28 protein-coding genes are annotated in these 23,893 nt (G+C 61.6%); 23 read left to right on the top strand and 5 right to left on the bottom strand.

The genetic code is table 11. The annotated features are described in order from the left end of the window. The 13 genes from fliH to NA645_RS16150 all read left to right on the top strand — a co-directional run bounded on the left by fliH (position 1) and on the right by NA645_RS16150 (position 10,090). Complete coding sequence (gene fliH, locus NA645_RS16210; protein ID WP_256049796.1) at positions 1-699, top strand: flagellar assembly protein FliH; 699 nt, start codon at positions 1-3, stop codon at positions 697-699. 1 nt (position 700) lies between these two features. After that, positions 701-2,032, top strand: coding sequence for a flagellar protein export ATPase FliI (fliI, locus tag NA645_RS16205; protein ID WP_256049795.1), 1,332 nt, complete (start codon positions 701-703; stop codon positions 2,030-2,032). Further along, entirely contained in the window at positions 2,029-2,454 is a 426-nt protein-coding gene (locus tag NA645_RS16200) for a flagellar FliJ family protein (protein WP_131649337.1), read from the top strand. Before fliI ends, NA645_RS16200 begins: the two co-directional genes overlap by 4 nt. A 390-nt stretch (positions 2,455-2,844) precedes the next feature. Beyond that, on the top strand, positions 2,845-3,120 hold the full coding sequence (gene flgM, locus NA645_RS16195; RefSeq protein ID WP_256049794.1) for a flagellar biosynthesis anti-sigma factor FlgM: 276 nt from the start codon (positions 2,845-2,847) through the stop codon (positions 3,118-3,120). Next, entirely contained in the window at positions 3,117-3,557 is a 441-nt protein-coding gene (gene flgN / locus NA645_RS16190) for a flagellar export chaperone FlgN (protein ID WP_256049793.1), read from the top strand. The genes flgM and flgN overlap by 4 nt, the downstream gene beginning before the upstream one ends. Before the next feature lie 327 nt (positions 3,558-3,884). Continuing rightward, positions 3,885-5,192, top strand: coding sequence for a flagellar filament capping protein FliD (fliD, locus tag NA645_RS16185; RefSeq protein WP_256049792.1), 1,308 nt, complete (start codon positions 3,885-3,887; stop codon positions 5,190-5,192). Next, positions 5,189-5,587: a flagellar export chaperone FliS gene (gene fliS / locus NA645_RS16180; protein WP_256049791.1), complete on the top strand. Its 399-nt coding sequence runs from the start codon at positions 5,189-5,191 to the stop codon at positions 5,585-5,587. The genes fliD and fliS overlap by 4 nt, the downstream gene beginning before the upstream one ends. Beyond that, positions 5,571-5,891, top strand: coding sequence for a hypothetical protein (locus NA645_RS16175; protein WP_256049790.1), 321 nt, complete (start codon positions 5,571-5,573; stop codon positions 5,889-5,891). The genes fliS and NA645_RS16175 overlap by 17 nt, the downstream gene beginning before the upstream one ends. Beyond that, entirely contained in the window at positions 5,891-7,063 is a 1,173-nt protein-coding gene (locus NA645_RS16170) for a flagellar hook-length control protein FliK (RefSeq protein WP_256049789.1), read from the top strand. Before NA645_RS16175 ends, NA645_RS16170 begins: the two co-directional genes overlap by 1 nt. Before the next feature lie 37 nt (positions 7,064-7,100). Then, the gene (locus NA645_RS16165; protein WP_256049788.1) at positions 7,101-7,562 is read left to right on the top strand and encodes a flagellar basal body-associated FliL family protein; all 462 of its coding nucleotides are present in this window, start codon (positions 7,101-7,103) and stop codon (positions 7,560-7,562) included. Positions 7,563-7,572: 10 nt separating this feature from the next. Then, complete coding sequence (locus tag NA645_RS16160) at positions 7,573-8,307, top strand: FliA/WhiG family RNA polymerase sigma factor (RefSeq protein WP_256049787.1); 735 nt, start codon at positions 7,573-7,575, stop codon at positions 8,305-8,307. A gap of 2 nt (positions 8,308-8,309) precedes the next feature. Next, entirely contained in the window at positions 8,310-9,182 is an 873-nt protein-coding gene (gene motA, locus NA645_RS16155) for a flagellar motor stator protein MotA (protein WP_256049786.1), read from the top strand. Continuing rightward, positions 9,179-10,090, top strand: coding sequence for a flagellar motor protein MotB (locus tag NA645_RS16150; RefSeq protein ID WP_256049785.1), 912 nt, complete (start codon positions 9,179-9,181; stop codon positions 10,088-10,090). The genes motA and NA645_RS16150 overlap by 4 nt, the downstream gene beginning before the upstream one ends. Before the next feature lie 449 nt (positions 10,091-10,539). Here the strand turns inward: NA645_RS16150 and NA645_RS16145 are convergent, their stop codons facing one another. The 5 genes from NA645_RS16145 to flgA all read right to left on the bottom strand — a co-directional run bounded on the left by NA645_RS16145 (position 10,540) and on the right by flgA (position 15,146). Beyond that, positions 10,540-11,022 (bottom strand): hypothetical protein, encoded by a 483-nt coding sequence (locus NA645_RS16145; RefSeq protein WP_256049784.1) that lies wholly within the window; start codon positions 11,020-11,022, stop codon positions 10,540-10,542. Continuing rightward, complete coding sequence (locus NA645_RS16140) at positions 11,019-11,900, bottom strand: transcriptional regulator (protein ID WP_256049783.1); 882 nt, start codon at positions 11,898-11,900, stop codon at positions 11,019-11,021. Before NA645_RS16140 ends, NA645_RS16145 begins: the two co-directional genes overlap by 4 nt. Positions 11,901-12,241: 341 nt before the next feature. Next, positions 12,242-13,231 carry a flagellin gene (locus tag NA645_RS16135; protein ID WP_256049782.1) on the bottom strand — a complete coding sequence of 330 codons (990 nt, stop codon included), beginning with the start codon at positions 13,229-13,231 and terminating at the stop codon, positions 12,242-12,244. Between the two features lie 95 nt (positions 13,232-13,326). Continuing rightward, positions 13,327-14,187, bottom strand: a complete 861-nt coding sequence (gene lafA, locus NA645_RS16130; RefSeq protein ID WP_256049781.1) for a lateral flagellin LafA — start codon at positions 14,185-14,187, stop codon at positions 13,327-13,329. 269 nt (positions 14,188-14,456) lie between these two features. Continuing rightward, positions 14,457-15,146 carry a flagellar basal body P-ring formation chaperone FlgA gene (gene flgA, locus NA645_RS16125; protein ID WP_256049780.1) on the bottom strand — a complete coding sequence of 230 codons (690 nt, stop codon included), beginning with the start codon at positions 15,144-15,146 and terminating at the stop codon, positions 14,457-14,459. Between the two features lie 212 nt (positions 15,147-15,358). Here flgA and flgB point away from each other — a divergent pair, with 212 nt between their 5' ends. The 10 genes from flgB to flgK all read left to right on the top strand — a co-directional run bounded on the left by flgB (position 15,359) and on the right by flgK (position 23,867). Continuing rightward, positions 15,359-15,724, top strand: coding sequence for a flagellar basal body rod protein FlgB (gene flgB / locus NA645_RS16120; RefSeq protein ID WP_256049779.1), 366 nt, complete (start codon positions 15,359-15,361; stop codon positions 15,722-15,724). 4 nt (positions 15,725-15,728) lie between these two features. Beyond that, entirely contained in the window at positions 15,729-16,157 is a 429-nt protein-coding gene (gene flgC / locus NA645_RS16115) for a flagellar basal body rod protein FlgC (RefSeq protein ID WP_256049778.1), read from the top strand. Further along, on the top strand, positions 16,157-16,837 hold the full coding sequence (locus tag NA645_RS16110; protein ID WP_256049777.1) for a flagellar hook capping FlgD N-terminal domain-containing protein: 681 nt from the start codon (positions 16,157-16,159) through the stop codon (positions 16,835-16,837). Before flgC ends, NA645_RS16110 begins: the two co-directional genes overlap by 1 nt. 45 nt (positions 16,838-16,882) lie before the next feature. Then, positions 16,883-18,073: a flagellar hook protein FlgE gene (gene flgE, locus NA645_RS16105; protein ID WP_256049776.1), complete on the top strand. Its 1,191-nt coding sequence runs from the start codon at positions 16,883-16,885 to the stop codon at positions 18,071-18,073. A gap of 9 nt (positions 18,074-18,082) precedes the next feature. After that, positions 18,083-18,811 (top strand): flagellar basal-body rod protein FlgF, encoded by a 729-nt coding sequence (gene flgF, locus NA645_RS16100; RefSeq protein ID WP_256049774.1) that lies wholly within the window; start codon positions 18,083-18,085, stop codon positions 18,809-18,811. 14 nt (positions 18,812-18,825) lie between these two features. Next, entirely contained in the window at positions 18,826-19,611 is a 786-nt protein-coding gene (flgG, locus tag NA645_RS16095; RefSeq protein WP_256049773.1) for a flagellar basal-body rod protein FlgG, read from the top strand. A 5-nt stretch (positions 19,612-19,616) separates the two neighbouring features. Then, on the top strand, positions 19,617-20,282 hold the full coding sequence (gene flgH, locus NA645_RS16090) for a flagellar basal body L-ring protein FlgH (RefSeq protein ID WP_423836585.1): 666 nt from the start codon (positions 19,617-19,619) through the stop codon (positions 20,280-20,282). A gap of 26 nt (positions 20,283-20,308) precedes the next feature. Then, complete coding sequence (locus tag NA645_RS16085) at positions 20,309-21,409, top strand: flagellar basal body P-ring protein FlgI (protein WP_256049771.1); 1,101 nt, start codon at positions 20,309-20,311, stop codon at positions 21,407-21,409. Positions 21,410-21,471: 62 nt separating this feature from the next. Further along, on the top strand, positions 21,472-22,503 hold the full coding sequence (locus tag NA645_RS16080) for a transglycosylase SLT domain-containing protein (protein WP_256049770.1): 1,032 nt from the start codon (positions 21,472-21,474) through the stop codon (positions 22,501-22,503). Then, on the top strand, positions 22,500-23,867 hold the full coding sequence (flgK, locus tag NA645_RS16075; protein ID WP_256049769.1) for a flagellar hook-associated protein FlgK: 1,368 nt from the start codon (positions 22,500-22,502) through the stop codon (positions 23,865-23,867). Before NA645_RS16080 ends, flgK begins: the two co-directional genes overlap by 4 nt. Positions 23,868-23,893: the final 26 nt, after the last annotated feature.

Below are 23,893 nucleotides of genomic sequence, written 5' to 3'. Positions count from 1 at the left end.
ATGAGCATCAAGATCATCAAGGGCGAAGGCCGCGCCTGGCGCCCGTTCCGTTTTCCGCCTCGGGTCCGCACCGCGGCGGAGCTGGCCGAAAGTGTTACCGGGGACCCAGCGGCGCTGCAGCGCGCCGTTGCAGATGGCTTTCGGGAGGGTATCGACAAGGGTTACGAACAGGGCCTGGACCAAGGTCGCGAAGCCGGTCACCGCGAAGGATTCGAGCGGGGGATTGAGGACGGCAAGGCAATAGGTCGCGAAGAAGGCCGTGCCCAGGGGCGTCAGGCCTTCGACGCTGCGGCTCGCCCGTTGGACCAATTGATCGAAAGCGTCGAGCGTTTCCGCCAGGATTTCGAGCAGGCGCGACGTGAGCAGCTGCTTGAGCTGGTGCAGAAAGTGTCCAAACAGGTGATCCGCTGCGAGCTGACCCTGCACCCGACGCAATTGCTGACCCTGGCCGAGGAAGCCTTGGCTGCTATGCCGGGCGATCAGGAGGATGTGCGCATCCTGCTCAACCCTGAGGAATGCGCGCGGATCAAGGAACTCGCTCCCGAACGTGCCGCGGCCTGGCGCCTGGTCCCGGACGAGAAACTGGCGCTCGGCGAATGCCGCGTGATCACCGCTCAGGCCGAAGCCGACATCGGCTGCCAACAGCGTCTGGATTCATGCATGGACACACTGGCCGAACACATCAAGGCGGAAGCCTGAAATGTCGCTACGCGAGAGCTTCCGGCTCGATGAAGCACTGCGCTCGCTGGATACCGTGCAGCTGGCCAAGGTCAGCGGCCGGCTGGTGCGCGTCTCCGGCATGCTGCTGGAAAGTCTCGGTTGCCAGCGCATGACCGGCCAGCGCTGCTTCGTCGAGCAGGGCGACGGCAGCATGCTCGAAGCGCAGGTAGTGGGCTTCAACCGTGACATCACCTACCTGATGCCGTTCAAGAAACCGGTTGGTCTGACCTCGGGCTCCCGAGTGTTTCCAGCGCCGGATGACGCCAAGCTGCACATTGATGAATCCTGGCTCGGCCGGGTGGTCAACGGCCTTGGCGAGCCGCTGGACGAGCTGGGCAAGCTCAGCGGGCGCGACCCGTTGCCTGCCGAGCTGCCATCGGTCAATCCGCTCAAGCGCAAGCCGGTCAGCGAACCGCTGGATGTCGGCGTACGGGCGATCAATGCCACTCTGACCTTGGGCAAGGGCCAGCGTGTGGGCCTGTTTGCCGGCTCCGGCGTGGGCAAGAGCGTGCTGCTGGGCATGATCACGCGCCAGACCAAGGCGGATGTGGTGGTGGTCGGGCTGATCGGTGAACGCGGTCGCGAGGTGCAGGAATTCCTGCTGCATTCGCTCGGCGAGGAAGGCCTGAAGAAAGCCGTGGTGGTGGTCGCGCCGGCCAACGAGTCGCCACTGATGCGCCTCAAGGCCACCGAGCTGTGCCACAGCATCGCCGCCTATTTTCGTGACCAGGGCAACGATGTGCTGCTGCTGGTCGACTCGCTGACGCGCTACGCCATGGCCCAGCGCGAAATCGCCCTGGCGCTGGGCGAGCCGCCGGCGACCAAGGGGTATCCGCCATCGGTATTCGGCATGCTGCCGGAGCTGGTGGAAAGCGCCGGCAACGGTGCTAATGATAATGGCAGCCTCAGCGCGCTCTACACCGTGCTAGCCGAAGGCGACGACCAGCAGGACCCGATTGTCGATTGCGCGCGGGCGATTCTCGACGGCCATATCGTGCTTTCGCGGCGCCTGGCCGATGCCGGGCACTACCCGGCCATCGATGTCTGCGCTTCGGTCAGCCGCTGCATGAGTCAGGTCGGCCAGCCGCCGCACCTGGGCGCGGCGCGCCAGCTCAAGGAGCTTTACAGCACTTACGAGAAGATCAAGGAGCTGATCCCGCTGGGTGGCTATACGCCCGGAGCGGACATCAAAACCGACCGCTCAGTGCAGCTCGCGCCAACTATCGAGCGTTTTCTGCGCCAGGAAGTGGGCGAGGCGGCGGAGCTGGAAGCCAGCCTTACTCTCCTGCAGAGCATCATCAGGAAGCCATGAAACAGCAGATCGAGACGCTCTCGCGCCTGGCCAGCCTGCGTAGCAACCGGGTCAAGCAGATGCTTGGACAGGTGCAGTACCAGCAGAACCTTTGTCAGCGCTATCGCAACAACATTACCGGTTTGAGCCGTCTGTGTGGCTTCAGTGTGCCGATGAGCACCCCGTTACAGCGTGATAATCAGCAGCGTTACAAGGCCACGCTGTACAAGATGGTCGAACTGCAACGTCGCGAACTGGCGGTGGCTGAACAGGCGCTGGCGCGCATCCAGCAGGAGCTGATGCAGGCCATGCGCAGCGAGAAGGTCGTCGAGCATGTGATCGATGCCAAGATCCAGCAGTGGCAGCAGCTGTTGCTGGCTCAGGAACAGAAGATTCAGGACGGCCTGGCGGCGCAGAGCTGGTGGCGGGGTCGGATTGCCTAGTGGTTGTTTTGGAGCCGGGAGTCGGCTCGGCTCCGCCCCTCACCCCGGCCCGGAGCGAGCGAGGGAGAGTGAAGGCCGCCGCAGCGGTGTGAGGCATCCGCTTCGAAGCGTTAGATATGGACTGAATTCCAGTTCAACCCATGATTTCGGTACGCGCTTGCTTCGTCGCTCGTACCGCAACAGCCGAGCCGAGCATGGCGGTAACAACCCGCACGGCCAGCTCCTTCTCCCCGCTTGCGGGAAGAGGGTTGGGGTGAGGGGCGATCCTAAGCCAGTCACTGTTTGTAGTGAGCAACAAAGGACCCGTCTGTCAGCCTTGTGAAAAATTATTTAAGGTTTCCGCCCGAGCGGTCGCTTGTTAGGCAGTAACCACCGAGTTGGAACGAGAACATGGAAATCAGCCGGCATTTCAAGCCCGCCATTGCGACCCCCACCGAGACGGCTCCCGCTCGTCCGGCCAGCGCCCGCCCCGCCGCGCGGTCCACTGCCCGCCCCGCCGAGAGCCTGCCGCTTGAGCAGATGCACGAAGCCTTGCGCGCAATGCCCGAGGTCGATCTGGATCGCGTTGCGGCGATCAAGCAGGCGCTGCAGCGCGGCGAGATATCTACAGACATCGGTCAGTTGGCGAGCAGCATGCTCAGCTACCACCGCGGCAACGACGCGTGACTCAACGGGACAAGCTGCTCGCAGTCGTCGATAACGATTTGCAGCAGGACTGCAGCGACTATCTGGTTATGCGCGAGTTGATGCAGGAGCTCTACGGTCGTCTGCTGGAACGCGATGTGCCCGAAATCGATCGCATCAATCTGCAGATCACCCTTCGCGTCGAAGCCATTGCCGCCCGCGCCCAGCGCCGCAGCAAGGTGCTCGCAGCTTTCCGTCTGGATGCAACCGCGGCTGGTATGCGCCGTCTGTTGTCCAGCTGCTCGGGCGAGCGCGGCGTGTCGCTGCAGCAACACTGGCAGCAGGTCGGCGATCTCGCCGTGCAGTGCCAGCTGTTTAATGAGCACAACGGCAAGCTTCTTGCCATGCATCACGACATCCTGCAGCAACTGCTCGCTGGCAATCAGGATGCCCGCCTCTATACGCCGCAGGCTTACTGAGCCGCTTCGCAGACTTTCTGTCCGCTGCTAGTCAATGGCTTGCCTGTAGCGTTCCTGCCAAAGCCGGCCACCGTGCCGAGCCGATGCCTGCTCGTGGTGCGTCCCATGGCAAATGGGTCTTCAGCCCGCTAAATAAAACGCGCGTTCAAGTCGCCTTTATAGAGCGTCGTTCCGTCATCGCCACAGGAGGAAGCGGTGTTTCCCCGTTTCCTCGTCACGTCGCGTTGCGGAAGCCTTTTTTCTGCTTGGCTGCCTCTCGAACGCCCGTAATGCGGCCTTTTCGACTTGGCACTCAATTTGCTCAACAGACATCAAGAGGGGATGGTGATGGCTATAGATTCCGATTACGTACAGCAGATGTCGACGCAGTTGGCGACCTACGAAGTTCAGTCTTCGCTGGATCGGTTGAACCGCAACGAATCGAACTACAAGGCCCAGCGCGATGCGCTGAGCTCGCTGCGCAGCTCGTTGACGACCTTCAAGTCGGCTATAACCAAGCTCAATAGCAGCACTTCGAGCATGCTGACCAATAAAGCGACCTTTAGCCAGGACGGTTATGCCAGCGCTACGGTTGGCACCACCGCACAGGCTGGCAGTTACGACTTTTTCGTCAAGCAGTTGGCCAGCAAGGATCAGATCGCATTGCAGGGCCTGACTGACGCCAGCTTGGCGGGCGGCGGTACGCTCACTATCGGCCAGGGCGGTGTGGATTCGTTCGATGTCGATATGACCGGCATCACCACCCTTGACGGCCTCGCCAGTGCAATCAATGACGCGGTCGATAACAGCGGCGTTCGGGCCACTCTGGTACGCAGCGACGGCGCGGTCAATCTGGTCCTGACCACTGAGGAAACCGGAGCCGCACAGAGCATCAGCCTGAGCGCCTCAGGCAATTCGGCGGTCGAAGCCGCAATTGCCAGCCCGACTCGTCTGTCCACCGCAGCGGACGCCGAGGTATATCTCGGTCGGGATGCCTCGGGGATCAAGCTGACCAATGCCAGCAATACCTTCGAGAACGTCATCGAAGGCGTCAGCATGACCTTCACCAAGGCGCATGCCACCGGTGAATCACCGCTAACCCTCGATATCGCGCAAGACAAGGAAGGCACCCAGGCCAAGGCTCAGAGTTTTATCGACGCCTTCAATACGCTGATGGGCAGCTTCGACTCGCTAACCGTCAGCGGCAGCGAAAGTGCGGCGCGCGGCGTCCTGGCCGGCGATTCCAGCATCCGGTCCATCGAAAGCCGCCTCAATGGCCTGCTGCGTACCGATTTCGGCGGCACCAGCCTGATCAATTTCAGTATCAGCGCCGATCGCAACGGCAAGCTGACCATCGACGCCAAGCGCTTCGAAGCTGCCGTCGCCAACGATCCGGAAGGCTTCGAGGCGCTGTTCACCGGCAAGGACAACCTGCTCGAGAGCATCGACAAGACCGTTGCCAGCTACACCAGCAGCACCAACGGTATGTTGAAGAACCGCATGGACACGCTGGACATGAGCCTGCGCCGTATCGACGAGCAGTTCGAAAATCTTCAGCAGCAGTACGACACCCACTACAGCCGCTACCTCAAGCAATTCACTTCCATGATGCAGACCATGCAGAGCATGGAGCAGACCTTCGGATTGTTCGGATGAGCACCTACCTCCCAAACGACAGTTATGAAAGCTACCGCTCGGTAGATCTCGAAGCCCGTGCGGCCTCCGCTTCGCCTTATGAGCTGGTGCTGGTGCTGATGGATGGCCTACTCGATGAGTTGGCCCGCGCTCGCGGACATATCGAGCACAAGCGTTATCAGCAGAAGGGCATTTCTCTGGAGAAGTGCATGAACATCCTCAACGGCCTCAACGGCGCGCTCGACGAAGAGGGCGGCGGCGAGGTGGTTCAGGGCCTGGCGCGCCTCTACGAATACTGTATCTACCGCCTCTCCGATGTCAGCGTGTCGCTGTCGCTCGAAGGTCTGGATGAAGTCATCAACCTGCTTGGCATTCTTCGCGAAGGTTGGGAGGGCGTCAGTGCCGCACGTAAGTGATAGCGCGCGCCTGATGGAGCTGCACGATCAGCTGCAGCAGGCGTTGCAGGCCAGTGACTGGAATGCCGTCGCAGTGGTCGATGCGTCGCTGCGGCAATGCCTGGAAGCCCTGGCGGATCGGGCTGAGCTCGATCCGCCAACCATCGCCGCCAAGCAGCAGCTCAAACACCTTCACGGTGAAGGCCTGAAAGCCTGCGCCGATGAATGCGAACGCCTGCGCCTGTTGCTGTTGAATCATCTTGAGTACGCCGAAGGGCGTGCAGCCTATCAGCGAATAGACATGTTCCAAGTCGGAGACCGGTGATGATCCAGTCGATCTCAGCCACGCGTCCGGCCGGAAGCGCCGATCCCTCGCTGCCGACGCCAAGCGCGGCCCACGGCGGCCGGTTGGCCGATGGACGACAGCCGGCCGACGACGCCATCCTCGCGTTCGATGAGCGGATGAAGCTTGCAACCGGTGAGTCCGAGCCGCGGCCGCTCGAGCTTTCCGTGGTTTTGTTGCAAGGCACGCCAGCGGCCCTGACACCCGAACAAGGACAGGTGATGCAGGCGGGAGGCGACGCCGCACGAGGTGCCGAAGCGCCACAGGAACTGACTCCCGAACAATGGCTGCTGAGCATGATCGATCAGCAACTGGCTACGATTCAGGCCCGCGACGCCGGGTCGCCGGCGGCCGCACCGGGACTGGTCGACCAGGCTTTATCGGAAACTGCCGAACCGGTGGCTGACGCATCGCTTGCATGGACACCCGATCAACGTCCGCTTGCAGGTCAGTCATTCGATAACGCTCAGGCGGACCTACGGCAGATGCAGATGGGCCGCAGTCTTCAGGACAGAGTCGGTGACACGAATCTGTTGGCGCCAGTGATATCCAGACAGGCCCCTGAGATGAGCCTGGGCCAGCCGGGGGCCGCGTCAGCGCTGGCCGAATCCTTGTCTGCGACTGCGCTGGAGCCGCTGAGCGTGGCCGAGCCGCTGGATGGCGGTGAGCCGCTGCCGAGCACCCTCGAGCGTGGACAGATTGCTCCGCTGCAGGCGGCCGATCGCGCCCTGAAGCTTCAAGCGCCGGAAACCAAGTGGGGCGAGCAGATGCTGCACGCCTTGCGCGAGAACGTCGATCTGCAGATCCAACAGAAGATTCAGAGTGCAACCATCCGCCTCGATCCGCCGGAGCTTGGCAGCATGGAAATCCTGCTCAGCCATGAATCGGGACGTTTGAACGTTCAGCTGTCTGCCGTGAATGCCGATGTGGCTCGTCTGCTGCAACAGACTAGCGATCGCTTGCGCCAGGAGCTGGTTGGCCAGCACTTCGTTCAGGTCAATGTGCAGGTGGGAGCCGACAGTGGTGGCCAGCAGGGCCAACAGCGCCAGCGTACGGCACTGACCGGTGAGGAGCTTCCGCAAGCGGCCCGACCGCATGAGCAGGAGCAGAGCCGGGAGAGCGGCCGGCCCCGAGATGTATTGATCACGGTTTGACCCGATTCAACCTAATTAGCCAATTTGTGAGTGTGTTATGTCGACGCCCCGTCTCGTCCTTCTGATGCTGCTGATCAACGTGCTGACCGTTGCCGGTGGCGTCGGTATCAGTTACTGGCTGCTCAAGCCCGGCATGGAAGGTGCCGTTTCCGAGGAGGTCGTAGCAGACGAGCCGGCTGAGCCCTCGGAGTACGCATTCTTCCCGGTGGAGAAAGTCATCGTCAGCGTGCGTGGTGACGGACGAGAGCATTACTTCGTGCTGGATCTCGCGTTGCAGGCGGATGCCTCCGATGAGCCACCAAAGTTCGAGCAGGCCGAACCTCTGGTGCGTAATTCTGTGGTGGGTTACCTATCGTCGCTGCCGTTCGAAGAACTGCGAGGCCTGAAGATCAGTGATCTGCAGGATCGTCTTGAAACTGTTCTGTTCGCCGATTTTGCCTCCAAGAACGCAGCCGTGCCGTTCAAGCACGTGCTGGTCAACAAGTTGATCGTGCAGTAAAGGCCACGCCATGAGCGCCACTTGCCCCATCGACTATTACGGCGCCACGCCGGCCAGCCCATCGGTGTTCGCACCGGCGGTCGAGCAGCGCTGGCTGATGCAGTATCTGCCGCTGGTCAAGCGCATCGTCCGGCAGCTATCGCTGCAGGCCAACCAGGTGCTCGACCGCGAAGACATGGAGCAGATCGGCATGATGGGCCTGCTCGAAGGGCTGCGCCGCTACGGTGAGCCGGACGAGCAGTTCGGCAAGTTCGCCGCGTTGCGCGTCCGTGGCGCGATTCTCGATGAACTGCGCCGTCAGGATTGGCGCCCGCGTCAGGTCCGTCAGCAGGCGCACAAGATGCGTGACGCAATTCGCGACCTGTCGCGCCAGCTGGGCCACGAGCCCAGCGACGAGGAAATCAAGGCGTATACCGGCCTGGCCGACAAGGAATACCAGGACTTCCTCTGGGCCGATTCTTCGGAGGCCATCGAGAGCCTTGATGAACTGCTGCAGAGCGGTCACGAGCATTTTCCCGACGCCACTGAGCTGTTCGAGGAGCGCCTGATCAAGGAGCGTGTTCTAGAGCAGGCGCTGGCTCGGCTGGACGAGCGTGAGCGGCTGGTGCTGACGCTGTACTACCAGCATGAGTTGAGCCTGAAGGAAATTGCCCTGGTGCTGGAAGTCAGCGATGCCCGGGTTTGTCAGCTGAGCAAACAGGCGATCGGCAAGGCCTGTCGCTTCCTAACCGAGAGAAGTCAGTAGTCATGCAGAAAGTATTAGGTGCCTTGATCATCATCGGTTGCGTGCTGGGTGGTTATGCCATGGCCAACGGAGATATGCGCGTGCTCTGGCAGCCAGCAGAAGTGGTCATCATCCTCGGCGCCGCGCTGGGCAGTCTGGTGGTGGGCAATCCGAAGGAAGTGCTGATCGAGATGCTGCACCAGATCAAGGACGTCTTTGCCTACAAGCGTCGTGGCGAGGAGTTTCAGCGCCAATTGCTGATGCTGCTCTATGAGCTGTTGGAAATGGTCGATGTCGGCGGCCTCAAGGTGCTCGATTCGCATATCGAGGAACCGGAGCAGAGTGACCTGTTCGTTCGTTATCCGCTGATTCTTGCGGAAAAGAATCTGATGGCGTTCATCGCGGACAACTTCCGCCTGATGGCAATGGGCAAGATCAGCGCTCATGAACTTGAAGGCTTCCTTGAGCAGGAACTCGAAGCCATGGAGCACGCGCTGCTGCAGCCGGCGCGTTCGCTGCACAAAATCGGGGAAGCAATGCCTGGCTTCGGCATCCTCGCGGCGATCATGGGCATCATTATCACCATGGGCAGCATTGGCGGCAGCGTGGCGGAAATCGGCGCGCACGTGGCGGCGGCACTGGTGGGTACCTTCCTCGGCATCTTCTTCTGCTATTGCCTGATGGATCCGCTGTCCAATGCTATGAGCCAACGCATCAAGACTGAGCTCTCTGCGCTTGAATGCGTACGCACCACGCTGGTTGCCCACGTTGCCGGTAAGCCCACGCTGCTAGCGGTGGACGCCGGACGCAAGCTGATCGAGCAGGACGTCAAACCCGCCTTCAAGCAGCTCGAGAACTGGGTCAACCAGTACGAGGAGCAAAGGGACGCCGCATGAGGAGCCGGGACAAGAACAAGGGCGGCGGCGAGCACGAGATCATCATCAAGCGCCGCAGCAAGAAGGGCCACGGCGACGAACACGGCGGTGCCTGGAAAGTCGCCTTTGCCGACTTCACCCTGGCGATGATGGCGCTGTTCATGGTGCTCTGGATCATCCAGCCGCAAATGGAAAAAACCAACCCGTCATATGGGGAGATGGAAAGTAACCCGCTGGTCGATGGCGGCGCCGGGATTTTCGATGGCACCAGTACCTCGCCGCTGGAGCTCGATGGCGTGCCGGTGCGTCCGCCGCAGGCTGAAGAAGCGGACAATCGCGCGTCGAAAAGCGAACAGGACGGCAGCCACAATTACGGCTCGACCGAAGAACTGAAAAAGCTCGCCGAACTGATGCGTGAAGTCGCCAGCGAAGTCGATGCCCTGGCCAATCTCGAAGTGGATGTAGTCCCGCAGGGGCTGCGCATTTTGATCAAGGACGACCAGCAGCGCTTCATGTTCCAGCGCGGCAGTGCCACGCTGAATCCTCATTTTCAGAAGCTGCTGGGCGTGCTCGCCGGTGTGCTGGCCAAGGTCGACAACAAGCTGATTATCAGCGGCCATACCGATGCCACGCCGTATCGGCTGAAGAACGGCTACAACAACTGGAACCTTTCCGGCGACCGCGCCCTGCGTGCTCGCCATGCGCTGGTCGATGCCGGCCTGGCCGAGCGCTCGGTGTTACAAGTGACCGCACAGGCCGACATCATGCCGTTGCGCCCTGAAGATCCGCAGAATGGTGCCAACCGTCGGGTCGAAATCCTGCTGCTAACCGCCTCGGCCGAAGCGCTGTACAAAGAGCTGTTCGGCGACAGTTACGGGCGGGTGCGGTTCTCAGAGAGCGGCGCGAGCTATAGCGGCGAGGGTTCCTGACGCCGACGTGCACACCGACCTGGCGGGCGGGTAAAGCTGCACCATCATGAAAACACCGCGACACCCTCCTGGCGCCTGCGAGGGCGATCACCAGCGTCGAGTCAGCCCGCCGAACAGCTGCCTTTTGCCTCCCCGGGCGTTGGCAGCAAGGAGGCCAGGCGGCGCGGGAGCACGCTGACCGCCGCCGACCAAACCCGGCGCCTCCTGAAAAAAGACTGCAGCATCCCCAGCGCCTGCCAGCGAACAGCGACGTGGAGCTACTCTCCAGGCAGCCCCTTCCCTGCAGGGAGAGGGTCGGGGCGAGGGGTGGCGGGCTAGGACGCGAGATTAGGGTGCAAAGGACCGCCGATGAGTTGTCAGCCGACCTGATAGCGTGTGGTCAATTGTTTAGCGCAGTGCTCCAAGCGAGGGTTTCGCAATGGAGTCACGCGCCGAGCGCGGAACTGCTTTCAACCGCGATGCGGGTGATCATCGGCGCAATAGACCTGCTGGGTCTCGACGCCGTACAGGCAGGCACCGACCTGCTCGAGAGTAATCCGTGCGCCCCTGTGCGAGCCGTAGAAGAGATTGAACAGCAGTTCGTCGTCCATCTCGTTCTGGGGCCGGAGCCCATGAACCTGGCCCTCTTCCACCACCAGCGATGCACGCCCGAGCAGGTCCGTCTCCAGCCGGCCCGAAGACTCGACGATGGCCGGTGCGTTGCGGGTCATTGAGTAAAAGCGGCCCTTGTTGAAGACCAGGCTCTGACTAACCTTCACGCTTGTGCCATCGCTCAGCAATACCTGACCGCTGGAGCTGTACTGGCCATCGAGTTTCGAGGACATGTTTCCTGTGGTGCCCATTGCCACAAAAGCCCAGAGCAACAATGCCGATGGCACCATTACCTGGAGCATGCGCTTGCCGACTGCACCGGTTTCGTTCTGGCTGTTCATTGCAGGCACTCTCGTAGATGGTCACTGGGAATCGTCTGGATCCGGCTTTTGTGAACCTTCAGCCAATTGACCCGACCGTCGTCTTGAAGGCAACGGATCTCATAGAACCCCGGGGACATATTGACGATCAGCCGAGCCGGCTCGGCACTCATGTCGCTCATGGTATCGACCAGCATGCGTGTTTCCTTAATCAGCGAATCGAGCAGGCGCTGGTTCTTTTCCACGTAAAGTACCTCCAGATCCTCGACAGCCAATGTCTGTGTGAGGGAGGGCGTCGATGTGCTGGCCAGACGAAAGCCAAGGGTTGCCAGCCCCAGCAAGACCATCATTCCCGTGCCGGCGAGCACGGCGGTCTGCCACGAGCGGTAGCGCCGAAATGGTCTGGCCGAGCCTGGCATTACCGCCTCACGGGGTGCCACGAGCAGCTCTGTCAGCACTGCAGCTGGCTCTTCGGGAACCGTAGAAGCAGCCGTAGTGGCAGCATCAACTGGCGTAGCCGGTTGTTCGATAATCAGATGCTGCGGGTTGAACAGGTAGCCTCGCCGCGGCAACGTCTGGATGACCTGGTTACGGCCGTCGAACAATGCTTGGCGCAGGGTGTAAATCTGCTGATTCAGACTGCCCTGACTGACGACCCGCCCCTCCCAGGCGTAATTCAACAGCTCCTCGCGAGAGACGACCTCGCCGGGCGACTGCAGCAAACGCTCCAGCACGCGGCTACCAGAGAAGCCGAGGTCTAGTGTTTCCTCGTGTTCGTCATGGTTCAGCACTAGCTGGTAAAGCGCACGATCGAAACGAGCCGAACAACCGTCTCGACCGGTTTTCAGCAGCGGGCAGATGATGGCATCGGTGGCCGTAAGGGACAGAGATGAAGTCATGAGCGCCTGATACGAAGGGAAAGTTTTCGGTGTGACAGGGTTGGCAAACCGGGCGGCGGCATATTGGCGCCGTTTTTTTGATACTACAAGCCAGTTGTTACACGAAATGCCGAACGGGCATTGGAGCGAGAAAGAAACGAAATCTTTAGCGAGGGCAGATGTGCCGTGCGAAGCGGCAAGTTCGCCGCATAACAAGGCATATCTAGTGTGTGAGGCGTCATGCTAGAAAAAACTGCCGCTGGTCGGGTGACAACGATTCTTGCGTTCGGGAAAGCAAAAAGCCCCGAACCAGTCGGGGCTTTTCGAGGCCGGTCGTTGCGACCGGCGATACAGCGTGCGGCTTAGCCCAGCAGGCCCATGACCATGCCTGGCATCTGGCCGGCTTGCTTGAGCATGGAGATGCCCGACTGCATGAGCATGGAGTTCTTGCTCATATTGGCGCTTTCCATGGCGAAGTCGGCATCCATGATCCGACCCTTGGCCATCTCGGTGTTGTCCTTCATGTTCGCCAGGTTGTTGCTGGTATGGTTCAGGCGGTTGATGGTTGCGCCAAACTCAGAGCGCAGGGAACCGACCTCGTTCAGGGCTGTTTCCAATAGGCCAATCGCATTGCTTGCATTGTTGATGACTGCGTCGGGGGTAGCAGCATCTGTGTCATGGTCATGGGTATGAACAAGGAAGCCAGTGGTGATCGCGTCCGCATCGGTCTCGGTAGGATCATGCGTTACACCAGCATAAGCATCGGAGGCTGCGGTAAGCGCGTCGGCTACGGTCTTCAGGCGAGCGCTTACATCGAGCTTCAGCGCTTCTTCGGAGCTCGCACCGATTTGAAAGACGACACCTTTGTAGTCCGCTGCGTCAACTGCCTCGGCTTTACCAAACTTTCCTGATTGGCCATCAACATTCGCACCGTCGCTGAACAAGCGCTCTCCAGCGTACTTTGTATTCTTGATGATATTGCCCAGCTCTTTGCCTAGCTCACTGTATTCCGCTTGCAGGGCCTTCAAGTCGTCGGTGCTATTAGTGCCGTTTGCGCCTTGGGTCGCGAGATCCTTCATGCGTTGCATGATGTCGGTCATCTCGCTGAAAGCACCTTCAGCCGTCTGCAGCATGGACGTAGCGTCGCCCACGTTGCGCATCGCCACGCCCATGCCGCGCGATTGTGCGTTCAGGCGAGTAGCGATCTGCAAGCCTGCGGCGTCGTCGGCAGCCGAGTTGATGCGCAGACCGGTACCCAGACGCTGCTGGTTGGTCGCCAGGGCATTGTTGGATTTGTTCAGCGCGGTGTTGGTGGTCAGCGCGGAATAGTTGGTGTGTATGGACAAGGCCATGATCGGAATCCTTTATTTGGAGCGTTGAGCCCATGAGAAAGCACGGCTGCGGCGAGGTCCGGTCGTGGACGTCTCGCCGCGGCCCGGGCGATGGCTTAGCCCAGCAGGCCCATGACCATGCCTGGCATTTGACCGGCTTGCTTGAGCATGGAAATACCGGACTGCATGAGCATGGAGTTCTTGCTCATGTTGGCGCTTTCCATGGCGAAGTCAGCATCCATGATCCGGCCTTTGGCCATCTCGGTGTTGTCCTTCATGTTCGCCAAGTTGTTACTGGTGTGGTTCAGGCGGTTGATGTTGGCGCCGAAATCCGCGCGCAATGAGCCAAGGTCATTCAGGACAGTGTCCAGCTCCACTATCGCCAGCGCCGCGCCTGTTTCGGCGGCAGCGGTATTGTCAGACGCCGCTTCTAGATCTACGGTTTTGGCGGTACCAAGGTTAGTGGTCAGCGTGGTCAGTTTGTCTGCGACATTCACAGTCATGACTTCTGCACTGCTTGCGCCAATCTGGAAGTTCACCGCTGCGGCGAATTTGCCGCCGGTAAACAGTGTCTCGCCTGCGTATTTGGTGTTGTCCATTATGTTGCCGATTTCTTCGCCAAGCGCATCGTATTCTGCGTGCAAAGCAGCGAGATCATCACCGCTGTTCGTACCGTTAGCTGCTTGGGTCGCCAGATCCTTCATGCGTTGAACGATATCCGTCATTTCGCTGAACGCGCCTTCGGCGGTCTGCAGCATGGAAGTGGCGTCGCCAGTATTACGCATCGCAACGCCCATACCGCGGCTCTGAGCGTTCAAGCGAGTGGCGATCTGCAAACCGGCTGCGTCGTCGGCGGCGCTGTTGATGCGCAGACCGGTACCCAGACGCTGCTGGTTGGTGGCCAGGGCGTTGTTGGACTTGTTCAGCGCGGTATTGGTGGTCAGAGCGGAATAGTTAGTGTGAATGGACAGAGCCATGGTGATCATCCTTCGTGCGATTGGCTGTTAGGAGCTGGCTTGACTGCCTGCTGAAAAGGTAAGGCGACAGCCCAATCGAAGGATTAAATCCTGACGTCAAATATTTTTTGATTTTGCTTGTAAGAAGCGCGCCCGCAGCGACACGAACTTCGTTGCCGGCTCAACGCCAAACTTCGCCTCGGGGCGGGTCTCTCACAAAAAAAGCAGAGTAAAACTGCGTCCCGCCCCGTTTGCATTGCCGAAACTCGTGATGGTCTCTTGGCAGCCCTTTAAAACGTACTTGTCACAATCCCTTCTTCTATTACCTTCGCATCGATCACCTTCCCGCTGCGCACATTGCGTACGCGGATGACGTCGCCTGGCTGGCCGTCGGCGAGGGCTTCGCCGGAGGTGGAAGCTTCGATGCCCTCGTTGTTGGCGACGATCTTTACCGGCTCGCCGCGTTTGACGGCCATGGCCTGCTCAAGCAGGGCCGGGGTGATGGTCTGGCCGGCGCGGATGCGGCGTTTGGCGGCCAGGCCGACCACTTCATCGAGGCGGTTGTAGTAGCCGCGGCGGGCTTTGGCGATGTTGATGCGCTGCAGCTTGAGATCGTTGGCGGTCAGGGTCTGGCCGCGGTCGATAATGCCTTCAGCGTGAACGGCAGGCAGGAATACGTGAGCCTGGCCGGTGGCGTTCAGTGACCAGCCGGGTGCATCGGGGCAGCGAATCCGCAGCTGTTGCCGCTCCATGGCCGAAGGCGCCTCGCCGGTGGCGTGGACCTGCAACGTCTCGGAGCACGTCGGCAGGTTGGACGAGCTGGTCGGCACGCTGATGTCGTAGCGCAGTTGCATGCCGTGCCAGCCCTGGCGCGCGGCCTGTTGCTCGAGCATCTGCCGCAGATGATTTTCCACCGCCTGCCGGGCCTGAGTCGTGGCGTCAGCGCGAGCCTCGACCGGTATGGCCAACAACAGCAGCATGGCGACGAAGCAGGCGGAAGGGGCTTTTCCGCTTCCGCTCGATCGCGCTTTGCCAAGCGGAAAAATACGCTTGGTGCGCGCCCTGTTCTCTGTAGAGTTTTCTATGTAAATCAAAGGATTACCTTGTGGATACGGCTTCGGCACGCTTTCTGCAATTCCCATGCAAAAGCGGTGGGCTGGATTCAGCCTGCTCAGGTTGCAAGGGTATCGGAATGAGTATACGGATTGATGAGGCGCTGGGCGTTCATGAGCGCGCACTGGGCCTACGCATGCAACGCAGCGAGATTCTCGCAGCGAACCTGGCCAACGAAGACACCCCCGGCTTCCAAGCGCGGGACATCGACTTCAGCAAGGAAATGCAGCGGCTCGAAAGCGCTACCTCGCCGCGCATGAGCGTTGCCGGCACCGATCCGCGCCTGCTGTTTCGTGTGCCGAGCCAGGCCTCGCAGGATGGCAACACCGTCGAGCTGTCGACCGAGCAGGCGCAGTTCTCACGCAACTCCATGGATTTCCAGACCAGCCTGACCTTCGTCACGATGAAATTTCGTGGTTTGAAGCAAGCCATCGAGGGACGTTGAAGCCATGTCATTCGATTCCATCTACCGCATCGCCGGTTCGGCCATGAACGCGCAGACCGTGCGCCTCAATACCGTGGCCAGCAACCTGGCCAACACCGATTCGGCAGCCGCCAACCCGGCCGATGTCTATCAGGCGCGCAAACCGATGTTCGCCGCGGTGTACGAGAACAATTCGCTGACCCGTGGCGTCGGCCTCGGCGGCGCCCATGTGCAGGTGCTCGATGTGGTCACCTCGGGCGCCGAGCCCAAGCGCCGCTACGAGCCGGGCAATCCGCTGGCCGATGGCGAGGGCTACGTCTACTACCCCGATATCAACCAGATCGAAGAGATGACCGACATGATGTCGGCCACGCGCAGCTTCGAAACCGGCGTCGAGGTGCTCAACCGCGTGAAAAGCATGCAGCAGAGCCTGCTACGACTGGGAGACGCCTGATGACCACTGTCAATTCCGCACTGGACGGCAGCCTGGCCAGTAACGCCATCGATCAGGTCAAGCGCGCGGTGAACGTTAGCGATGCCGCCACGATGGAGAATAACTTCATCAGCCTGATGGTCGCGCAGATCAAGAACCAGGATCCGACCAAGCCGGTGGACAGCACCGAGTTCCTCAACCAGTACTCGGCGATGTCGCAGGTCAAGAGCATGGAGAACATGTCCAGCCTGATGCAGAGCAACTTGGTGCTGACCGACAACCTGCAGACGCTGACCGCCGCCGGTCTGGTTGGCCAGCAGGTGAGCGTCGCGGTCGAGTCGCTGGACCTCAGCGGGCAGGCCGTCGATGGCCAGTTCGAACTGGGCCACGCCTCGACCCGCACGGCATTGGTGCTGACCGATTCCAATGGCACGCAGACGCGCATCGAGCTGGGCGGCCAATCCGCCGGCAAGGTGCCCTTCACCATCGACCCGGCCAAGCTCGGGCTGCGCGACGGCCAGTACAGCGTCAGTGTCGAGACGGAAAACGGTGAGTTCCCGCAGGTGGAAGTGGCCGGTGAAGTTTCCAACGTACGCGTCAGCGCCGAGGGCCCAGTGTTGCAGGTGCGGGGTGTCGGCTCGGTGCCTTTCTACAACATTCTCGAGTTCGCCCAGACCGAGGTCGGCCTGCTCGGCGGCTGAGCCAGACGCTCGCCTGTCATCCACTTATCGCATCGAGATCAGCCCATGAGCTTCAATATCGCCCTGACCGGCCTGTCCGCCGTCAACGAACAACTCAACACCATCGGTAACAACATCGCCAACTCCGGCACCGTCGGATTCAAATCCTCGCGTACCGATTTCGGCAGCCTCTATGCCGAAAGCCAGGCGATGGGCGTCGAAGTCACCGGCACCACCCAGAGCATCAGCCAGGGCGGCGCGCTGACCACCACCAATCGCAGCCTCGACCTCGCAATTTCCGGTGGCGGCTTCTTCGTCACCCGCGCCAGCAACGGTGACGTGTCCTATACCCGTGCTGGCGTATTCGGCACCGACAAGGACAGCTACCTGACCAACAGCCTGGGCCAGCGCCTGCAGGGCTATCCGGCCGATGCCACCGGCAATCTGCAGACCGGTACGGTGAGCGATCTGCAACTCAAGTCCGGCGGAATACCGGCCAAGGCCACCGATGGCCTGAGCTTCGTCGCCAACCTCGATGCCAACCAGGATGTGCCAGCCGTGGGCTTCGATCCGCTGGTGGCGGACAGCTACAACTCCACTTACACCACCAAGCTGTTCGACTCTCAGGGCAAGGAACACACCCTGACCCAGTATTTCGTCAAGACCGCCGATAATGCCTGGAACGCGCACTACTACATTGATGGCGCGGCGCTGGCCGGCGCAGCTCAGCCGCTGACCTTCGATGGTGCCGGTTCGCTCACCGGGCCGATCGGCCCTGTGCCGCTGACAGCCGCACCGGGTGGCGGCGTCGATCCGCTGAACATCCAGCTCGACTACAGCGGCACCAGCCAGTACGGCTCCGAATTCAGCGTCACTGGCAACCGCGCCACCGGCTACGCCGCGGGCGAGCAGACCGGCATGAGTGTCGAGAAGGACGGCAAGGTCTACGCCAGTTATTCCAACGGCGAGCGCCTGCTGCAGGGTCAGGTGGTGCTGGCCAGCTTCGTCAACGCCGAAGGCCTGAAGAACATCAGCGGCACCGCCTGGACCGAAACCGCCGACTCCGGCGCGGCCATGCTCGGCGCGCCGGGTATCGGCCAGTACGGCAGCCTGGCGTCCGGCGCGCTGGAAAGCTCAAACGTCGACCTGACCCAACAACTGGTGGGCCTGATGGAAGGCCAGCGTAACTACCAGGCCAACACCCAGGTCATTTCCACCAACAAGGAACTGACCCAGGTTCTGTTCAACGCCATCTGAGGCTGATTCATGGATCGTTTGGGATACACGGCGATGACCGCCGCCAGCCGCACGATGATGTCGCTGACGGTGCGCTCGAACAACCTCGCCAACGTCAACACGCCGGGCTTTCGCGCGGACATGGAGCGTGCCCAGGCGGTCGCGGTCGAGGGCTACGGCTACGACAGCCGGCACATGGCGGTGGTCGAGAACAACGGCGTCAACCTGGCTGCAGGCCCGATGATCGCGACCGGTCGCGAACTGGATTTCGCCGTCAAGGGCGCCGGTTTGATCGTGTTGCAGGACGGCGAGGGCGAAGCCTATACCCGCCAGGGCAGTATGCAGATCGACGCCGAGGGTCGCCTGACCCTCAACGGCCGTGCCGTGATGGGCGAGGGCGGGCCGATCGAGCTGCCCGAGCATGACCGGGTGGAAATCGGCAACGACGGTACCGTGTCGATCATGGCGCCAGGCGACTGGATGATGGCCGAGGTCGACCGCATCCGCTTAGTCGACGTGCCGGCGGCAGACCTGATGAAGAACGAAGCTGGCCTGTTGGTGACACGCAATGGCGAGCCCGCCGCACCTAGCGAGGACGTGCGCCTGGCCAGCGGCTTTCTCGAGTCGAGCAACGTATCCGCCATCGACGAGCTGGCCTCGACCATGAGCCTCAACCGCCTGTTCGAAACCCAGGTGAAGATGATGAAAGCCGCCGAGGATCTCTCCGACGCCGGCAACCGAATGATCCGCGGCAGCTGATCGGGAGATAACGCATGAATTCCGCACTATGGGTCAGCAAGACTGGCCTGGCCGCCCAGGACACCGCCATGGCGACCGTGGCCAACAACCTGGCGAACGTCAACACTAATGGCTTCAAGAGCGACCGCGCGGTCTTCGAGGATCTGTTCTACAGCATCGAAAAGCAGCCGGGCGCCCAGGCTGACGAGATCAACACCGTGCCGTCCGGCATTCAGCTGGGCAGCGGCGTGCGAGTTGCCGGTACGCAGAAAGTGTTCACCGAAGGCAGCATCCAGACCACCGGCCAGCCAATGGACCTGGCGATCGTCGGGCGTGGCTTCTTCCAGGTCGAGGCGCCCAACGGCGACCTGCTCTACACCGAGAACGGCCAGTTCCAACTCAATGCCGAAGGCATGATGGTCAATGCCCAAGGCCTGCCTCTGGCGCCGGCCATCGAAGTACCGCAAGGCGCTACCGGCTTCACCGTCGGCGCAGATGGCATTGTCACCGCAGTCCTGGCTGGGGACACCCTGCCGTCTGAGCTGGGCCAGATTACCCTGGTCAATTTCACCAACCCGGGCGGGCTGGAAGCGCTGGGCGGCAATCTCTACCGCGAAACCGTAGCCAGTGGCGAGCCGGTGGAAGGCGTGCCGGGCGAAGAAGGTCTTGGCCAGCTCAAGCAGGGCGTGCTGGAAGGGTCCAACGTGCAGGTGGTCGAGGCCATGGTGGCGATGATCGCCATCCAGCGCGCCTACGAGGCCAACGCCAAGGTGCTCGATGCCGCCAGCGGCATGCAGCAGTTCCTCAACCAGACCGTCTGAGAACAATGATGCGTACCCCTGTTCTGCTCGTCGTGCTGACCCTTCTCGGCGGCTGCGCCAGCTTCAACGAGATGCTGCCGGAAGAGCCGTCGACCGAGTTCGAGCCGTTGGAACTGGACTACAGCCTGCCACCGACAACCGGTGGCGGCCTGTTCCGCTCCGGCTACAGCGGCTCGCTGATCAGCGACAAGCGCGCGGTGCGGGTCGGCGACATCCTTACTGTGGTGCTCGACGAGTCCACCCAGTCGAGCAAGAGCGCCGGTACCAGCTTCGGCAAGGAATCGAGCGTCGGCATTGGTATTCCCACGGTGCTTGGCAAGACCTACCCGGACGTCGAGACATCGGCCGGCGCCGAGCGTGAATTCAACGGTTCGGCCAAGAGTTCGCAGCAGAACACCCTGCGCGGTTCCATCGCCGTGACCGTGCATCGCGTACTGCCCAACGGCACGCTGCTGATCAAGGGCGAAAAAGCCCTGCGTTTGAACCAGGGCGACGAATTCATTCGGCTCGCCGGGCTGGTGCGCATCGACGACATCAACCGCTACAACCAGGTGTCTTCGCAAAGCGTGGCCAACGCGAAGATTTCCTACGCCGGGCGCGGCGTGCTCAACGACAGCAATTCGGCCGGCTGGCTGACGCGGTTCTTCGCGTCGCCGCTGTTCCCTCTTTAAGTGATAGCCCCTGAATGACTAGCCCGATGCGATCCCTGAAGCTGTTTTTAGCCGCCGTCGCCCTGTGCTGGCAATTGCCGGCCCAGGCCGTGCCGCTGATGGACCTGGTGGATGTCGAGGGCATTCGCGGCAACCAGCTGATCGGCTACGGTCTGGTGGTCGGCCTCGACGGCACGGGCGACAAGAACCAGGTCAAGTTCACCAGCCAGTCGGTGACGAACATGATCAAGCAGTTCGGCGTAAACCTGCCGCCGAACGTCGATCCGAAGCTGAAGAACGTCGCTGCGGTGACCATCACCGCTACCGTGCCGCCGTCCTACAGCGCCGGCCAGACCGTGGATGTCACCGTCTCCTCGTTGGGTGATGCCAAGAGCCTGCGCGGTGGCCAGCTGCTGATGACCCCGCTGCAGGGTGTTGATGGCGAGATCTATGCATTGGCCCAGGGCGCGGTGATCGTCGGTGGCGTTAACGCCGAGGGCGCCAGCGGCTCCAAGGTCGCGATCAATACTTCCAACAGCGGGCTGATTCCCAACGGCGCGACGGTCGAGCGGATGATTCCCAGCGATTTCACCGAGCGCCCGGACGTGATGCTCAACGTACGCCAGCCGAGCTTCCAGACCGTGACCCGAGTAGTCGATGCGGTCGACGCCTACTTCGGCAAGGGCACCGCCACGGCCCTCAATGCCACCAAGATTTCCATCCGCGCACCGGTCACCAGCACCCAGCGCATGAGCTTCATGGCCATGCTCGAACGGCTGGAAGTGGAAGAGGGCCGCACTCGGCCGAAGGTGGTGTTCAACAGCCGCACCGGGACTGTGGTGGTCGGCCAGGGCGTGCGGGTAAAAGCCGCGGCGGTCGCCCATGGCAGCTTGACCGTGACCATCAGCGAGCGCCCACAGGTCAGCCAGCCGAATGCCTTTGCCGGCGGCGAAACCGTGGTCACGCCGCAGTCCGATGTCGCCATCGAGCAGGACCGCAAGGCCATGTTCAAGTGGCCAGAAGGCGCCAGCCTGGAAAGCATCATCAACACCATCAACAGTCTCGGCGCTACGCCGGACGACGTGATGAGCATTCTGCAGTCGCTGGAACGCGCCGGCGCACTGAATGCGGAACTGATCGTGATGTAAGCGCTTGTCCTTGACCGGACAGGCCCGACGCGCAGCAGATTTGAACAGGTTCCAAGGCGACCATGAGCATCGTTTCTCTCCCACAGCACCTCAATACCCTGCGCCAGCGCGCCGACGGCCCGAATGCGGCCCGGCGTCAGCAACTGGAAGTCGTTGCCGAGCAGTTCGAAGCGATGTTTCTGCAGCAGATCCTCAAGCAGATGCGCAAGGCCGGTGACGTGCTCGGCGCGGGCAACCCCATGCGCAGCCGCGAGCTGGACACCATGCGCGACTTCTACGACGAAGTGCTGGCCGACACCCTGGCCGGCAAGCGGCAGACCGGTATCGCCGACATGCTGGTGCAGCAGTTGAGCGGCGATGCACCCGGCACGACGCCCGCGCCGACTGCCCTGGCCGGCAACGCTGGTAGCGGCCTGCAGGCGGGCGGCCTGCATGCGCTACGTGGCACCTGGCAGCGGGGAGTCGAGGCGCTTGATAGTGCCTGGGAAAGCGGCAAGGCTGGCTTCAAGTCGCTGGTCGACAGCGTGATCAAGCACGAATCGAGCGGCAACATCGCGGCGGTCTCGTCCAAGGGCGCGCGCGGCCTGATGCAGCTGATGCCGGGTACCGCACGCGACATGGCGGCCGAGCTCGGCCTGCCGTTCAGCGAGGCGCGCCTGACCAGCGATGCCGAGTACAACAAGCGCCTGGGCAGCGCCTATCTGAGCAAGATGCTTGACCGTTACGACGGTCATCAGGCGCTGGCGCTGGCTGCCTACAACGCCGGCCCCGGCAAAGTCGACGAGTGGTTGAAGAGTCACGGCGACCCGCGCAAGGGCGAGATCGGCATGACTGCCTGGGTACAGAAGATTCCCTACGCGGAAACTCGGAATTACACCCGCAACATCCTCAACGATCTGCGTGCCGCGGCACCGAGTCCGGTCGAGCCGCGCGCGCAGATCCAGCCGGCCGCCCACCCGCTGAATCCGGCGCTTAATTCCGCGGCCGATGCGGTCGCTCTTTCCCCTCAGCAGCGTAGTGTCGTCGGCAGCAGCCACCTTTCCGTGGCGTTCGCTCAGCCGATCCGGATCGAGTCGAAGGAAATCGTGTCGTGAGTATTCTTGGTCAAATTGGCTACAGCGGCGTTCGCGCCACGCAGATCGCCCTGACGGCGACCGGGCAGAACATCGCTAACGTCAACACGCCCGGTTTCAGCCGTCTGACGCCGGAGCTGCATTCGCTCGGCGGGCAGACCGCGACCAGCATTGGCGGTGGCGTTCAGGTCAGCAGCATTCGCCGGTTGTCCAACGACTTCCAGAACCAGCAGTTGTGGCGCGCGACGACCGACAAGCAGTACTTCAGTACCAATCAGCAGTACCTGACCGCGCTGGAGGGGCTGATCGATAGTGAAGGCTCCAGCGTCAGCGTCGGCCTGGATAACTTCTTCGCTGCGCTCAGCGAAGCCAGCTCGACCCCAGAATCCATCGCGCTGCGCCAGCAGATCATCGGCGAGTCCAAGCAGTTGGCGCAGCGTTTCAACGGGCTCAACAGCAACATCGGCACCCAGCTCAACGCGCTGCAGGGCCAGCGTGGGGCTATGGTCAGCGAGATCAACGGACTGTCCGGCAACATTGCCGAGCTCAATGCTCAGATTCGCGAGATGGAGTCGACCGGGCGCGACACCGCGACCCTGCGTGACTACCGCGAGAATCTGGTCAAGGATCTGAGCCAATACGCTGGCATTCGTGTCCAGGAAGCGCCGGACGGCACCCTTGATGTCTCTCTGGCCAATGGTCAGCCGCTGGTGGCCGGGATCACGGCTGGGCAGCTGAAGATCAGCGAGAACATCGCGGGTGAGCAGGAACTGTCGCTGGTCTTCGCCAAGACCACCTTTCCACTCGATCAGCAGGGTCTCGGCGGCTCCTTGGGCAGCCTCTATGACATGGAATACGGCGCGTTGCGTCCGGCCCAGCAGGATCTGCACGACATGGCGTCGGCGCTGGCGACGATGGTCAACGACACGCTCGCAGGCGGCTTCGACCTCGACGGCAATCCCGGCCAGCCGCTGTTCGTTCACAACCCTGGCAGCACCAGCGGCATGCTCGAGGTCAATCCGCTGGGGGCGACCGAGTTAGCGTTTGCCTCGATGCCGGGAGAAGTGGGCAACAACAAGAACCTGCTCGCGCTGCTCGATCTGAAATCACGAGGCATCACGGTCGCCGGCAACACCGTGCCGCTCAACGACGCTTACGCCGGCCTGGTCGGCCGCGTCGCCAGCGCCAGCCGACAGAATCAGGCGGACCTCAGTGCCGCGAAAACGGTCTCCGATCAGGCTCAGGCCCAGCGCGACAGCGTCAGCGCCGTGAATCTGGATGAAGAGGCGGTCAATCTGATGGCCTACGAGCAGGCCTATCAGGCCAACATGAAGGTCATCAGCACCTCCAACGAGCTGTTCAACGCCGTACTGGCGATGTTCTGAATCGGCACTGGCCGATTCGACTGACG

Source organism: Stutzerimonas stutzeri (genome assembly GCF_024448955.1).
In the GTDB taxonomy this organism is placed as follows: Bacteria; Pseudomonadota; Gammaproteobacteria; order Pseudomonadales; family Pseudomonadaceae; genus Stutzerimonas; species Stutzerimonas stutzeri_AQ.
Note: the sequence above shows the minus strand (reverse complement) of the source record. Positions and strands in the feature narration are given on the sequence as shown.